The following is a 16,078-nucleotide window of genomic DNA, read 5'->3' on the forward strand; positions in this document are numbered from 1 at the left end:
ATATTTTTATTATAAGAAAGCCTCTAAAACAGATATTCACAAATTCAAAACTAGAAGTAAATCTTCGGATATCAAAGATGGGGTTCCCCTATAAACGGATATTCATAGCGTTTCCACGTTTAAGCGGCCAAAAATCATGTTTATATAAAGAAACGAATAATGAAAAGTATTAATGATTATCAATAACTTTAACACATCAACCAACATAAATGCATATGAAAAATACGATAAAACTTATCATCTTTTTATTATTCTGCGATCTCACTTTGCTATCAGCTGAGAAACTTCCAACAGTAGACTATAAAAGTATCGCAGCAGAAATCACAAAAGGATGTTCTAAAAAAAATGATCAAGCGAGGGCTATCTATCGTTATCTGATACAAAATATAGCTTATGACACAGATTATAAAATCCGTGACGCTGATGAATGTTGGAAACAGAAAAAAGGGGTATGCCAAGCGTTCGCCGATCTATTTATCAAGTTATGCGAGCCTCTAAATATCAAATGCATCTTGGTAACCGGATTCGCCAAAACATATGATCATATACCAGGTACGCCTTTTGAACGCCATGCCTATGTACTAGTTGAAGGAGACAAACCCAATCGTTACTTTTTTGTGGATGCCACATGGGGTTCCGGTACTGTCAACAATGGAACATTCGCCCGTAGCGATGATGATATGTCATGGTTCCATACCTCACCCGTATGGATGGCATTCTCACATTTTCCCTATGAAGAAAAATATCAAATGCTAAAAAAACCACTATCTTTCGAAGAATTCCAAAAACTTCCCGGTCTCGTACCCGACATGGAGTATATGGGCTTTGATGGAGAAAAATTGTTAGAAGGATTACGTAACGGTACCATCCTTTCCCTCCCTAAAATATATCCCCGGCAAAAACTTCCTTTCCGGGTGGTACAAATACCGATGACACGTACGTTGAAATTAGGAGAAACGTATGAATTTACGATACAGTTGCCCGAGCCTACGAAACTGGCGTTGACACAAAACAACGAATTTCCCTTTAATAAAGTAGTCCAAGGAACTCAGAAACTCGTATTTACGCCATTCCTACCCGGAGAAGTATCGATCAGTATCGCTCCACCTAACCGGAAAACGTATTCCACCGTACTTTCATATTCGGTACCCGAACCGTCAAAAGAAGAGTATGAACAACTGATCAAAAAAAATCCTTACTATAGTCCGCTTATACAAGATATAGATGGCTATTCATCCAATATTCCTTTACTTGGGTTTGATGGACGAGAATTAATCAAGGCTATCCAATCGAACCAAATAGAGGCGCTGCCTCAAACATTCTCTTATGATAAATTTCCACTCAAAGTAATTGACGTACCCATTAATCGTGATCTGCAAAAAGGAAAGAACTACCGGTTCATGGTCACTCTCCCTCCCAATATAAAGATCGCTTTATTCCATGGAACAGCGACTATCACTAATTGGGAAACGAGAGGTAAATTACGGAGCATAAATTATACTCCTAAGACTGAAGGTAAATTGAGTATAGGAGCATTTGACGCAAACGAGAAAAGATATTATATCATACTTTCTTATAAGGTTAAGTAATCATCAAATAATATCCAACCGTTCTCTCAGTTGTTTAAAATAGCGATGCGAGGCGATCCTCTCCTCCTCTTGGAAGGGGGGATAGAACTCGCATCGTAAGGTCTTATTCTCGATGAACATCAAATAAGTCAAGTTCACAATGCAATCTTGGCTTATTTGAACAAACGTATTATTGATAGACAACAAATCTTTCGCTGTCGTGCTCATTTTTAGTTTATGAGTTGTACGGGAAGTCAAGACAATCTGCCAACAACGCTGGTCTCCCAAGAACTGAAACAGGAATATCTCCTCACAACGGACTAGCAAAAGACCCGAAACGGTTTGGATCGCAAATCGACTATCCCGATTCAATATTTTCCGCAAAGATCTCTCCATGCAGGCAACATCCGCAGGTTCTGTCGTATGAAAACGTTCGATGAGTGCCGCTAACTCATCAATTAAATAAGGTTTTAACAAATAATCAAACGCAGAGGCACGTAAGGCATCCAATATATATTTATCGTATACCGTATAGAAAACGACTCTCAAGTTCGGAAGAATATCATCTCGTATATCATCCAGCAAATCAAAGCCAGACATGTCCGGAAGTTCCACATCCAAAAACACCAAATCCGGTTGATACTTAAGGATATGCCTCTTGCCCAATTCCGCCGTTGTCGCTGTATCCAATATCCTTACCTCCGAGAAGGCCAATAGATCGTTTTGCAATTTCTGGATCGATCCAAGGTCATCATCTATGATTATTACTGTTATTTCCGGTTCCATACACGCTTCCATTTTCCAACAAAGTAAAATATTTATTGTTAAGATAAAAAATCATAGAGTACCCACAAATAGGGCTTTTTACGTATAAGTTGCAATATTCACGTTTATCCTATCGTTTTTCATGCTTATCTGTCATTTTTTATTTTAACAACAAAAAGATAAGGCCCCCTATTCTTATGATGAGAAAAGGGAGCCTTTCGCATTTATCCAATAAATGTAGATGCCATTTCTATCTTTTAATCATTTTAAAAATATAGATTTTATCTTCTTGAATTATTTTCACGATGTAATGTCCGGCTCGTAAATCCGAAACATTTACAGAAGATGGAATCCCTTTTATCATTTTAACGACTTGCCCTAAAGAAGAAATCAATTCAACTTGTCCATCTACCCGTAAGCCTGAAATAATAAAGGAAGAAGATACGACTGTTGGATAAATATATACAGATTCCGGACCAATCTCTTCCACGCTTGTTACTAAATTGACCGTGATATAACTATCCGCTTTAAAATTCCCTTCTTCCGTTTTTACTGAAATGACAGCATTACCCACTTTATTACCAGAGACCAAGCCTACTTCATTCACTGAAGCCACAGAAACATCACTACTGCTCCATGATACTTTTTTATTTGTCGCATCCGATGGCTTCACCATGGCTGATAATTGGATAGTCTCACCAACGTTTAAATTATAGCGATCTGGGGTTACTGTCACACCTGTAACTTTTACCGTCGTCGCAGGAGGTGTAGGAGGGGTATTGCCTTTCGTAACCGTAACTGAGCAATTTGCGGTAAAGCCACCATCCTCTGTTTCCACCTTGATAGTCGTAGTTCCTTCTTTTACGCCTGTAATTATTCCTGAGGAGGATACAGTAGCCACGCTTTCATCAACATTACTCCATTGCACTTTTTTATTTGTCGCATCAGCAGGTAATATGGTAGCGGATAATGTAACAGTCTTTTCCTCCTCGACAGAAAGGGTTGTAGAGGATAGCTGGACACCGGTTACGGCTGTATACATTGCGATTGGAATGGTTGGAACAGATTCTGTTTTTGATTGGAGATAAGCCTCAAAAGGGAGTATATCTCGACTACCATTCTCAAAAGCATTTCCAGCCTCTGTTACTGCATAAATACCATCAGCAACAAGCACTCGCGTAAAAACACCAATCATATCATATTGAGAACACTCTTGCCGATAAGATAATTCCGAAGCGGCTATAGATATATTTTCACCCGCAAAGAAAGTTACCTCACCCGCTACCCGGTCACCCCCAGCCGAAACCAGATTAATCAGATAAGGGGTATTCGCCTTCAAATAAGGTTTCGCCACATTCCCGTCTGTGTATTCAAAGCCCTTATCCGTCAAAGTCGCTATAAAGAAATCGCCGGACTCCAGACCATCAGAAGAGGACACTGGTTTCAAAATCCTCTCCCCTGCCTTAATGACGTCCACGTCAAAAGGTAAACAAATAGTTTCCCAGCCAGGAAGAGCCGCTGATCTTAATAATTCATTGTTTTCAAATTCTCGTTTATAATAGGCAGAGCCTACCGTAAATGCTTCTGGCGTATGAAACGGTTGATGCTCTACCAAGACTAATCGATCGGCCTCCTTGCCAACAACAATGTTCACATCCTCACCCCATCGTTCTGGCACCTTAGTTTCCTCATTAACAAAAACCACACAATTTGGGTTTGTTCCTTTGAAAGCATCAGTTGAAAGATTGTTCACACCAGACAAGTCCGGTAATTTCACGGAAGTCAAAACCGTACTATTCGTAAACACATCTTCCAAAGTAACATCTTCACTTAATACAACATCACTCATATCTACCGAAGACAGTTTATCATTCTTTCCTTCTTCCGGCTGTAGTTTCTCCTTTAAATCAGCTAAATTCGCCTCCGTCCATGTACCGGTCAATTGGATATTCTCGGTCGTCTCATCCACACCTTCCAGCGCATCAGGAGTAATTACGACAGGCAGAGTCAGCACCCACGGTTGACTGGGATATCCCACCTGCCGCAAATTCTCGAACGAGAAACTACCTAAGGTCGCCAATTCCTTATTTTTCTCCCGGTCATATATCCTAAAATAAACTGAATCCCCGGCTACCTCATTACTTCGTACCCTTAGATAATAATAAGAAGCGTCTTTTACGGATTGCGCCTCCGCAATCCCTCGGCATTCATCTCCTACAAAAGCTGCCACAACAAGATCAGCCACCACAGGTTTATTATCTTGCCGCAACGCAAGATAAACACTCATATCGTATTGGTAGGCATGGATATCACAACTCCAACCCGGATCGGTTGCCGCTCTTCCCGAAAGAGAGAAGAGTAGCATGACCACATTTATCAAAAATAAACTTATTGTTCTCATATAAACATTTTGCATATATTATTACTCAATCGCATAATCACTTGGAGACCTTGATGATTTTATGGTAAAGAATCTCTTTCTCCTTTTTAATCATCAAGATATAAACTCCGTCAGAAAGGGATGAGACATCCAAGCGATTGTCGCCATTCAAGTCTTTAGTCAAGACTGGTACACCATTTATATTCAATACAGAAACACTCTTTATATTAGAGTAATCACCCTTGAAATATAAAATTCGGCTTACCGGATTCGGATAGAAACCAAAAGTACCATCCAACGTCTCAGTTCCTGTAATAAAGCCTGTGAGATGTAACGCATAAGGCTCATCCAAGGTTCCTAACGACGACTCTCCAAAAGATACGGTCTCTCGAATACCCCATTCTGTAGAGGCTCCCGAAGAAATTGCCCGGAATGAAATTTTCTCTCCACTCTTCTCCCCATAGACCGTAATAAACAATAAGCCATCCACATATTGACCAATACCTCTACATTCTTCACCAACAAAAGCACCTACCTTATAAACCTCCGGCTCCTGTTTTACTTGGCCATCCCACAAGTCAGCCACGATACTCATGTTATTTGGATACTTATGGATATCGACAGACCAGACATCTACGGGTTTCGAAACCGCGGATTTCAAGCTCGCGGACAGGAGCGTATTATAGATCATCGCATAGCGGAAGGATTGCTTCGTATTCGCATAATACATATATCCTTCACCCGGAACCATCTGCTTCAAGGTTCCGACCCAACTAGTACCATTGAATTTAGCGAAACCACGCTGTCCTTTGATCTCATCGTTCGCATTAGCCGACAATAAGGATAAAGCCATTGTCGGACTGGCAGCCGCACGAGGTATATAACCAATCCAGTTCCATCCCTTATTCAGGTCAATTGTTACTTGATCCGGAGTCAAGGTTGTTCCTACCACATCTATTTTCCCATCGCCACTCATTTCCAGTTTATAGGACGATTTAGGGGTCAATGTCTTCAGATTACCCGTCAAACCATATTTTGGGTCATTCGTTAATTCCTCGAACTGATTTTGCAGACGCTTAACTTGATCCTTTACAGGACTCAAGAACGTTATCGGATCTCCTATCTTTTCCATATTTGTAGATATCCAATTCCAACCGGTAGACAAAGAGAATGTCAATGTCTGGCTTCCCGCCGCTAAATACTGCACCCAATTAACACTTTCCCCTGTATCACCCTCGAAACCTTCCGCATCCGTGATATCCGTTGTCTGCACCGTCAGAATGTAATAACCATCCCGTTTTGTCAGCGCAGTCAAGTCTAACACAAAAGTTTGGTCATCCACTTTTTGGATCTTTATCAAACTCACGTCTTGCGTCTCACCTTGGAGAACTAGCGTAAGATCCTCGGTCGTAAAGGTAGAAGCATTTACCTCCTTATTAAAATGTACAGTCACTTCCGTCACAGGCTTATCCACTGTCTCATTTTCTGCGGGGATACCCTCGAAAGAAGAAACCTCCAGCACTACGCTTGGACCAGGTTCAAATGTCAACTGATATTCTTCTTGCGCAGTTCCCATTTTGTCCACGAAATGAATAATATTCTCATAGAATGGTTCCTTTCCATCTCTCAACGTACAACTTGTCTGCCAAATATTTCGTGTATCAATTGACGCTCCGTCACTCTTTCGAACAATGCTAACCAAAGTCTGTCTTCCATTTGTCGGATCGCTGATAGAACCATAATTCCAACCGCTCTCCGAAGGAATAACGGTCAAGGTATATTGATAGGTACCGCTCAATTGAATAGTAGATCTCTTAGCGACAGCTACTTCCTCTATCGTACCGTCCGACAGATAAAGCATATCCGGCAAATCTTCCGAATCCACGTTATCATTCACCAAGAAGCCAGCCAAATCTGTCTTCGGCACCTTAATGCTACGAATCAGCTCATGAATCGTCACTTGGTCCAACAAGCTCAAATCCGGATTATCATAGCTAGAAACGTGTGTAGCTTTCACGTCATAATCCGTGAAATGCCCCAATAAGGTACTAGTAAACCACCATTGCGCATATGCGGTCTTGCCTGCTTCAATCGTACCAAATGCAGTAGCCACACTACCACCCAAAGCCAATGAATGTTCTTCGCCATTCAATTGAGAACTTAACAACTCAAATTTAATATTCAATCCTTTCTCATTATCAATAATTTCTGGCTGATTGGTCACCATATTCACATTCGTAGCGTCACCGGCACCGGTATTATGAATCAATAGTGAGAACTCAGCAGGCACCATCGGCTCCACCTTATTCGTCGTCAAGGGATCATCGCCTAAAATATCCCGCTGTATAAAATAAGTCATATCTAAGTTGGGAGAAGGTTTCACGGTCATCGTTACCGGGAACAAATCTCGTGTCACAACCAAGTTCGTAAATGGATCCACATACGATAAAGTTCCTCCGAATGAATAGTTCTTCTTTTCTGTCGGGGCGGCATACTTAGTTGGGATAAACAAGATCGTGGCCTTTCCAGTCTTTTGCGCATCCAATGTCCAAGCTCCGTCCAATTCGCCACCAAATGTATCTAGGCTTTCAGTATTAATCTGGAATTCATGAGTTCCCGCAGTATTGCCTTCCTCGTCTTTCACCTCCAAATTCAATCGTACATCTTTCATGGCGATAGATTCATGACCATTAAATACAGTTAATGTACCACGGAAAGCTTGCCGGGTCATGGTCATGGTTTGCTTGAATTGAAGGGAAATTGTTGAGCAAACCGATTCCTTGGATTTATCCAATTTCGACTGAACATTTGTCAATTGAGCCTCCAGCAACTCTGTAAAATTAGAAAAATCAGATTTATGCAAATAATCAGAAGCTAACTTCGATGTAGCCAATAAAGTCCTCACTTTTTCCAAATTAACATTATTCTCTCCCCCCATTTGGTATTTAGAAAAAGAGTTATACCATCTCTCCTTCAGTCGTTCCAACTGCTCTACACTGACCCCTTGTGGTCTTAATAGATAAATACCTTTATCTTCAGCCAATTGATCGGTAAATTCATTCAAATACGACAATAAAGGTAGCATTTGCTCCACAGAGACTCCCATCCATATAGGGTCCCCTAAAATCTCTTCCCTCAATCCATCTTCAGCAATCGCTCCATCTTGAACAATACGTAAGGATTCTTGAAATTCCTGTATATAAGAAGGATATTCCTTAGATACAGATCTTAACGAGGTTGGTTCTTTCCGATCACAAGGTTCCAATAAAGGAGTTATACAATCAAATTTCTTCCATACTGTCAAAAATTTCTTATACTTCTGAGCAACCTCTTTTGTTGTCTCAAACTTATCCAGCAGATCCGTCATTTTGCTAAAAAAGTCTTGAGCTTTTGTCAAGAAATCCGCAGGGTTTTTCACATCTCGCAGATTCTTCATAGCATCTACGGCTTCCAATAAAGAATTAACAACACTGTCTTTACTAGATTCCACCTCATCCTTATTTTTGCCCGCATAATGATCTACTAAATCATTTATAGCACTTAACGCAACATTTTTAAAGTCATCTGCTATAATATCTTTCTCAGTAGAAGTCAAATCTTCACCGTTAGCTATTTTATTAATTAGATAATTGTACAAGGCATATATTCTATTCAAAGCCTCAAGTCCAGCTCCAACATCCTGTGTAAAAGGACAATCTTTAAGTTTATTTACAAAATCCTTTTCATCACTAGTAAAACTACCCACACAATCTACACTTTTTGAAACAAACTTTACAGCCTCAACCGCAACCTTAACAGGTTTAATACACTGAACCAGATCCAATAAAAACTTATTTTGGCAAGGCTCACAACCTTTATCCTCAGCAGTCCATTTATCAAAGGGAGAAGATGAAGTCGAAGAAGAATAGCTACCAGCAGAGCTAAACCAACCGGAACCAAAACCAAATCCCCAACCACCCGGATAAGAAGATCCTTCACCATCACCTCTATCAGGGATTCCATCCTTGCATGAACCTAACTGTAATACAGCCTCGTAGCGATGCCATTTACGATCTGTTCCACAATCCCAAAAATAGAGTGTTCCCGGGTATCCCACGCAAGGATCATTATCCAGATTTCTTAATAAAGATGCTATTTTCGTCACTTTTACAGGTATTGTAATTGCCACTTGAGGCAGTAGCTCAAATGGTCCTTGTATCATCGGTTCAAATGTAAAAGTCTTAAAACCTGATGGCATTTGTAATTGAACATCTTCTGCTGTTATAAGCCCTTTATTTACCAAAGTCACATTGAACATCAGAGATTCGCCTAGCTGCAAATCTTCCGCAGGAATACTGTTTGGCATATTCATAACTACAACAGGAGCAGGAACATTTGTTTCAAACTTCACATCAGTCACAATTTCATATTTATCCTCTATCTCTGTCTCTTCCAACTTCCAAGACACCTGTATAGCTTGAAAACTTAAATTTACGGTTTTTAAAGTTAATTTGCCAGGATCTACCAATACCGTTCCCTTAAAAACATCACTATGATTGTCTTCACTAACCTCTATCTTATAATAACCTTCCACTATCTTCGGTAAAGTAAATAACCCATCCTTACCGGAAACTCCTTCTGCCACTAATTTATTAGATGGAGTGGTTATACGTATTTTAGCACCTTCAACATGAGGAGCATCTTTTGTATTATAAGTATATTCATCACAGACATCTATTTGCAAAGTACCTGTAGCCTCCGAAACCAGTGTTATATTATAAGGTAAAGAAAAACCCTTTCCATTTGTACAATTAACACCGATAGTACCTTTACAAACTACATTTAAATCCATGTCCGCAGTAGGAGACATACGCAGAATTATAGTAGCAGCCTCCCCATTCTTCAACGAAGCCATTTCTTTTGGGCTCTCCAAACTCATCCATGCCAATTTAGGTATATCGACTGTTATTTTTCCAGTCTCTCCAGCTCCTTTATTAGCAATATTCAATTGATATATTCGGGAAGTTCCTTTTGTCATAGTCGTATTAACCGATGGGTATTCGGTAATTAATTCGCCTTTTTCTGAGCTACAATAATAATTAATGGAGAAATTTTCGCTAGCACCTTCCGCTGAACTCACACAAACGTCTATATTATCTCCCAAAAGGCTTGTTGATGTAATTCTACTTTCTATCGTAAAATTCAATTGCCCAGTAGCATTAGGTTCTATTACAGAAATTGATTCAAATTTGATAGCACAATCTGAAGGTATGGATACAACCTCCGCCTTCACGTTTGTCAACTTTAACGTACCAAGATTATTTAATTGGATTACCCCTTTATACATTTTATTTTGGATCACCTCACATTGTACCTTTGGAGCGATACCTATACCATAAATATTAAAGTCAGCCATTCTTTCTTTCAAACCTTCACCCGGATAACACGCCCCAAGCGTAAAATCACCCATTTGCCATTTTTCCGGTTTAAAAATATATTTAAATTGGCCTTGAGCATCTGTTTTCACATTAAAGACCTGACGATATCCTCTATTTATTAGATATAAATCCAACAATACATTTGCGGCCTTTGCCCCAATCACTTTTCCGGTTACAATTACCTGTTCTCCTGACTTATAAGACTTTTTATCCGCTAATACAGATATATTATAAGGAGAAACTAATTTTAACGGAACTTCCGCAGATTCATTATTAATATAAACCAGCTCCGGTTGATATTGATTCTCATTAACTACCGCAATTATATAATAATCTCCAGTCTTAGCCGGTAATGTAACAGTTTCTTTCAATTGGGTCATTTGCCCTGGAGCTAAGTCTGCCTGCAATTTTAAAGTACTCAACAACTCTTTATACGAACCTGCTGACAAATTTACATTTTGCGATAAATAAATAGAGACTTCCGTTTCCTTCGATAACAACGCAAATCCTTCATTGCTTATCTCAATATTATAAGTAATATCTCCTTCAGGTTGAGATTCCATAACAGATAGAGATAAGCCTGATACTACCGCATCCGGCAGCGTCTGATCCGTAATCATCGCCCAGCAAACACCACTAGAAAAACCTTCGGCAGAAACGGTGAATGTTACGGTTCGGTTACCTTCCGTTGTTGAGTTTTCTTTTACAGAAACAGGAATATCCACAGAGGTTTTTCCGGCAGGGATTATCACTGTATTCTCAAAAATAACATCTTCTGGCTTATCACATGTCAGTTTTACAGTCAAAGCCTGTGAAGTATCTGTATTTCGTATGATCGTTAAAGTTGTCGCATCCTTCTTTCCTTCGATCAAAGAAGTCTGTGAGCTTGTGATCTTCAGGGATGGACCATCATTATCCAATATCGTCAGTTCCTTGGTGACTGATCCTGCGGAAGTTCCAGCAGCAGAGCAACTGCAAGAAGAAATATATACCGCCGCTGTCAGTTTAACTTTACGATCGCCATCTTTCAAATCATTATCCACTACACCGATCGCGAATTGATACTCTGTCACGCCTTTCTCTAAGACAATAGAAGTAGAAGGATAATAAAGAGTCCCCTTCGAGTCATCGGTCAGTTTTACCGTGATCTTATTATCCGTTACTTTCGTACGGCGCAAACTAGCTATAGCGGCTTGCGGCCCAGCTGATTCGGAGAAAGATAACGGGGTTATTTCCATTTGTATGTCAGGAAGGTCATTATCCAATAATTTCACAAATCCCGTACCGTTCTCGAAGCCGTAGGCGGAAGCCGTGAACACAGCGTCGATTGTAACATCCGGAAGATCATCATCGATAGCCAATATATCCACCGTCACTGATTTTTCATTCGCAGGAATCACTACATTAGGATCAAACTGGAAACGCTTAGGATGGTCTGTCACTAAACGTACCGCTAAAGGCCATTTAGTCGCCCACTCCCTTTGAATAGTAAGTTTAAAGCTATCCCCTTCCTTGCGATCGTCTTCGGGAGCCGTCATCGTTAATTTCGGCATCTCGTTATCTTCTATCCATATGTCTTGAGACACTTCCTTATATCCATTACCAGAAACTTTAGCAACAATGAAAGAGTCTGGATTCGCTATCTGATCATCAATCACACGAACCTTAAAAGAGATTCCAGATTCTCCTACCGGGATAGTGACGGAAGAAGGGATCGTCATTCGTTTCGGATTTGAGTTCGTAAATGTAAACGTCTCCTCCGTTTTACGAGACCCGCTCCTATTCAAGAACCCGTACACATCGGAAGTATATGTTTCCGCTATAGGATTTCGATTTAACTTCAAAAACAACTCTTTCGCCAAAGTCAAATAGCCACTAGAGGAAGCCTCATTATTAGCCACATCTACAGGCAACTCCCCCAGTTCCGGATAAGGAGTAAGTTTCACCTTCGCATAAACCTTTCCGTCAATACCCGGATAAACTGGAAGCGTAAACTCCGCTTGTCGCGATGCCACTCCACTGGCAGATAGTAATTCCTCAGAGTTCAATTGTCCAATGTAAGCCTCATCTCCGGACTCACTTACCAAATAAACCTGCTCACTCCAACCAGCTTTAGTCGGTTGGTTTCCTACATTCTTGACAGACCAAGCGACAGACACCTTGCCGCCGGGTTTTATTTCCGATGAAATGAACTTTATCTCTTGAACCGCTATATCGGGTCTGTTCCCATGCACGATCTTAATGGAACCATCATTCACGCCCGACTGTACATTCTCGCCATTCCTTTTACTTAGCACGACATCTTTGAACTCGATCGCATAAACTGCCCCAATCTCCAAATCCTTTGGAATAGTTAATGGCAATTGGAATAAAGCCCCAGAGTTTCCTCGCAAAGAAGTATTCGTAGCAGAGAAGACCAGGACCCTATAATTGTTTCCACCAAGATTTTTTACAGTTATCGTATGGCCATTTTTTCGATCTGTCAAAGTAATACCCGGATCTGCCAACCGGACAACATCCGGGACATGCATATCAAACTGCAAGGCAACTATTTCCGCATCATTAGATAGCATAATTGGAACAGTCGCTAAAGACCCCACCGCACAATCTGTCGGTGGGATATAAAGGCTATTATTCTCTGTTTGAGAGAAAATAGATTGTAACTGGAGGAATAAACATCCTAACAGCAACATCAAATAACGTGTTTTCATGGTTTACCTATTTTGAAATATAAAGTTTAATCTTTTTCTCTATCACATCCTTATCCGTCCACATGCCTACATGTAAAACATATGTACCAACAGATAATCCCGATAATACCTCACGAAGTGAATATCCCCCGGCATTAACTCCCATTAGCTCCTTATTCACCACTAAACGTCCGTTCAATCCATACAGACTGATCTTTATTAGATGGACATTTTCAGGAATTTGTATCTGAAACAGATTTGTCAAGACTGCTTCATCAATCGTATCGATGTCCATAGGAGTTCCTTCTTCCGGATCTTTTTTACCGGGGAACGTTACCGGAATTTCTTTAGCTGCCTTATCAGACAGCATCGCTCCAGTCACGGCCACATCCGTTCCAGCCACCTCCATTATCTTCGTTTTACCAGTCGATATACCGGCTCGATCCATGAATAACAAGATAAATCGAGTACCCTCATCCGTATCGCGCGTAGTGAACATAAGATTATCGCCTTGGAATAATAGTTTCAACCGATCGCTCTTAACTCCTTTCAAAGAAACATCCATGGCGACTACCGGTTCCAAAGGATTATCCAGTACCAAATAACCATCTTCAACCGTTAAATGGGCGATTTCCTCCCCATTCGCAGATCTTAACGAAGATCTCATCGCTAAAGGAGCTCCCAGTATGATATTTACAGTAGCTACCATATCTTGTACATTTATCAACTTATCGGTAAAAGTATTCGCCGCATTGTAATTAAAAATCACATAGCCGGTATGTTCCAAATCTTCCATGATATAATTCAAGGTATGAGGGATATCCAACACATCCACAACTAAGTCCATATTAGCATCTCCTTGATCGTAAAAAACCTTAAACGGAGAATGACTACCTTTAGCACTACCAGACGCTTGTGTTATCGTTAATGCCTGTCCCGACGGAATCTTAACCTCATTAGCTCCATACCAGTCTTTTATTGCATATCTCCCTTGATTATATTCAAATTTCAAGGTCGAAGAGTAAGATGTCGTGAAGTCTGGATAAACACCCAGTGACTGTGACTCATGATCATACCGACAGATAGCCGGAATCTGAAGTTGAGGATTAACCGATAATTGAATCGAATCAATATGGATCGTCTGGGAAGTTATGTCCAGACTCAAGACTTTAGGTAAAACGGCCTCTATAGAGTCTATTTGATTCTTAGACAATTGTAAATTATTCAATTTTTTCAGCAGATTCACTTCTTTCGGGATATAGCCTGTTATTTGGTTATTCCCTAAATTTATACTCCGCAAACTATCCGCAGAAACCTTATCCGTAATCACCTTTTCTAATTTGCCCGATAATCTATTTCCGGAAAGATCCAACTCTCGCAAATAGGGTAAAGTAAATATCTCCGCAGGAATCGTTCCTATAAGATTTTTCCCGGATAAAGCCAGTTTCAACACATGCCCCTCATCATCGAACGTCACTCCTTCCCAATTACTCCGGCTTACCGCACAAGATTCTATATTCCAACGCTTATTCAAATACCATTCTTCTCCTTTAGCGGATTGATAAAGCGCACATAACGCTTTATACTCAGAAGTCGGAATTGTCACCAAAGCGACTGTTACCATAAGGCTATCACGATTATTCAATCGCGTCATCTCACGCAATCCACCATTATCATTCACATATATATAATAACGTAGTTCCTCCCCCTCTTCAAAAGGCGCTTTTATAGTGAATTTCACCTCATATTCTCCATCGACCTCCAAACTCTTCGATTCTTGTTCCTTCGATTGTAAAAGAGAAGAATATCCAGTATCATTATATTCATACAAACCATCTCTCCAAGAGGCCGCAGAAATAGCCTCTGTCCCACTATTCCTGACAGTAGCTGTGAAAGTAAACTCTTGACCGGGTTTGACAGCTTGGGGCTCTACGGAAAATGATACTATTTCCAAGTCAGGAGCATGGCTCATCTTGAATGTATAGGTCTCACTGGATATAGTACCACATGGCGTATAAACCTCCACTTTCCATTCATACGACTTATCATATTCAAAATGACTTGTATAATAAGGCTTAAGAGATGCTTCTTTTGCATATTCCGAATAAAAAGCCTCTGTTCCAACCTCTCTATAATAAAGAGTATAACCACTCGCCCCCACTACCGGTTTCCAAGAAAAAAGCAAATCTTCCCTAGAAGATACAATATCATCCTTCGCTGGAGCAACCAAAGTCACAGCCTCTGTCTTAGGGCAAACCGCTATCTTACAATTCATCGTATAATAAATTTCATTATCCTTCCTAAACCGGACCTCGTACACCAACGTATCCATTTCAGAAGAAGCATTCAGCAAGGTCATATTTTGAATATTACCTATTCCGGTTTCTTTATACCCCGTGATATATTTGGGAACATTCACTAATTTCCAGTCATAGGTAAAAGCCGAACATAGGTTAGTGAAATAGCGTGATACCGAAGATCCGGAGCAGATCGTTTCTTCCTCCAACTCATCCTCCCTATAAATGGAATATGGGATATCCCCAAATTTGATCACTACATTTGAAAATTCCATATATTCGGATAAATCCTTGTATGCGTCGAAATTGGCTTTGGTCAAAGCCGGCCATAGCGTCAATATAGGAATCGAACCGGATGAATAAGAATCCGCCACTATCTTGATTTTTATACTCGAATTACTTATCTCCTTGATTTTCCTGATTATCACATCCTTCAATTCTGTCAGATTGACCGAAGATGAGAAAGCGAACGATTGCTGCCGTGCGACATTCACTGTTATATCATTCCAATGGTAATAAGGCAATGACTCCAAATCCTTAAACAAATCATCTAGGCTCGTATAATTATAAACATCCTTACTGTTCCTGTCTAAGGATACATTATTACCCATATACCAGTTTTCCACAGGCTCAATGGTTACTTGATGCGACAGCGTATCCTTGCCTAAACCATTCATAGCTGTCAATAAGACCTTATAGGTACCGGCTTTCTCATAAATATGCAAGGGTGACTTTTCCTTACTGATAGCGGAGCCATCGCCGAAATCCCACTCATAGCGGGATGCGTCCTTTGATTGATTACCGAATCTCACCCTACTTTTATATTGGTTCGTGTAAAAATCAGCCTTAGGCAGCACGGTGGAAGGCTCGTCAGGATTTACGGGGTCGAAGCTCTGTCCCCACACCCATGTGGGGAACAGCGCAACCATCAATATTATTATTAGATTTTTCATAGATCGAC

At 40.3% G+C, this 16,078-nt stretch carries 5 protein-coding genes; 1 reads left to right on the forward strand and 4 read right to left on the reverse strand.

Annotated elements, in window-relative coordinates:
• The first annotated feature begins 215 nt into the window (after positions 1–215).
• A complete protein-coding gene (locus D7V92_RS02405; protein WP_158598874.1) occupies positions 216–1,589 on the forward strand; it encodes a transglutaminase domain-containing protein in 1,374 nt (457 codons plus the stop codon).
• 3 nt (positions 1,590–1,592) lie between these two features.
• Here D7V92_RS02405 and D7V92_RS02410 read toward each other — a convergent pair whose 3' ends face one another.
• The 4 genes from D7V92_RS02410 to D7V92_RS02425 form a co-directional block, all read right to left on the reverse strand.
• The gene (locus D7V92_RS02410; RefSeq protein WP_008773721.1) at positions 1,593–2,354 is read right to left on the reverse strand and encodes a LytTR family DNA-binding domain-containing protein; all 762 of its coding nucleotides are present in this window, start codon (positions 2,352–2,354) and stop codon (positions 1,593–1,595) included.
• Positions 2,355–2,583: 229 nt separating this feature from the next.
• On the reverse strand, positions 2,584–4,734 hold the full coding sequence (locus D7V92_RS02415) for an Ig-like domain-containing protein (protein WP_158598875.1): 2,151 nt from the start codon (positions 4,732–4,734) through the stop codon (positions 2,584–2,586).
• Positions 4,735–4,771: 37 nt separating this feature from the next.
• Positions 4,772–12,841, reverse strand: a complete 8,070-nt coding sequence (locus tag D7V92_RS02420; RefSeq protein ID WP_121772206.1) for a T9SS type A sorting domain-containing protein — start codon at positions 12,839–12,841, stop codon at positions 4,772–4,774.
• Between the two features lie 7 nt (positions 12,842–12,848).
• Positions 12,849–16,070 carry a PKD domain-containing protein gene (locus D7V92_RS02425; protein ID WP_121772207.1) on the reverse strand — a complete coding sequence of 1,074 codons (3,222 nt, stop codon included), beginning with the start codon at positions 16,068–16,070 and terminating at the stop codon, positions 12,849–12,851.
• Between the last annotated feature and the right edge of the window lie 8 nt (positions 16,071–16,078).

Source organism: Parabacteroides sp. CH2-D42-20, from assembly GCF_003670185.1.
Lineage (GTDB): Bacteria > Bacteroidota > Bacteroidia > Bacteroidales > Tannerellaceae > Parabacteroides > Parabacteroides distasonis.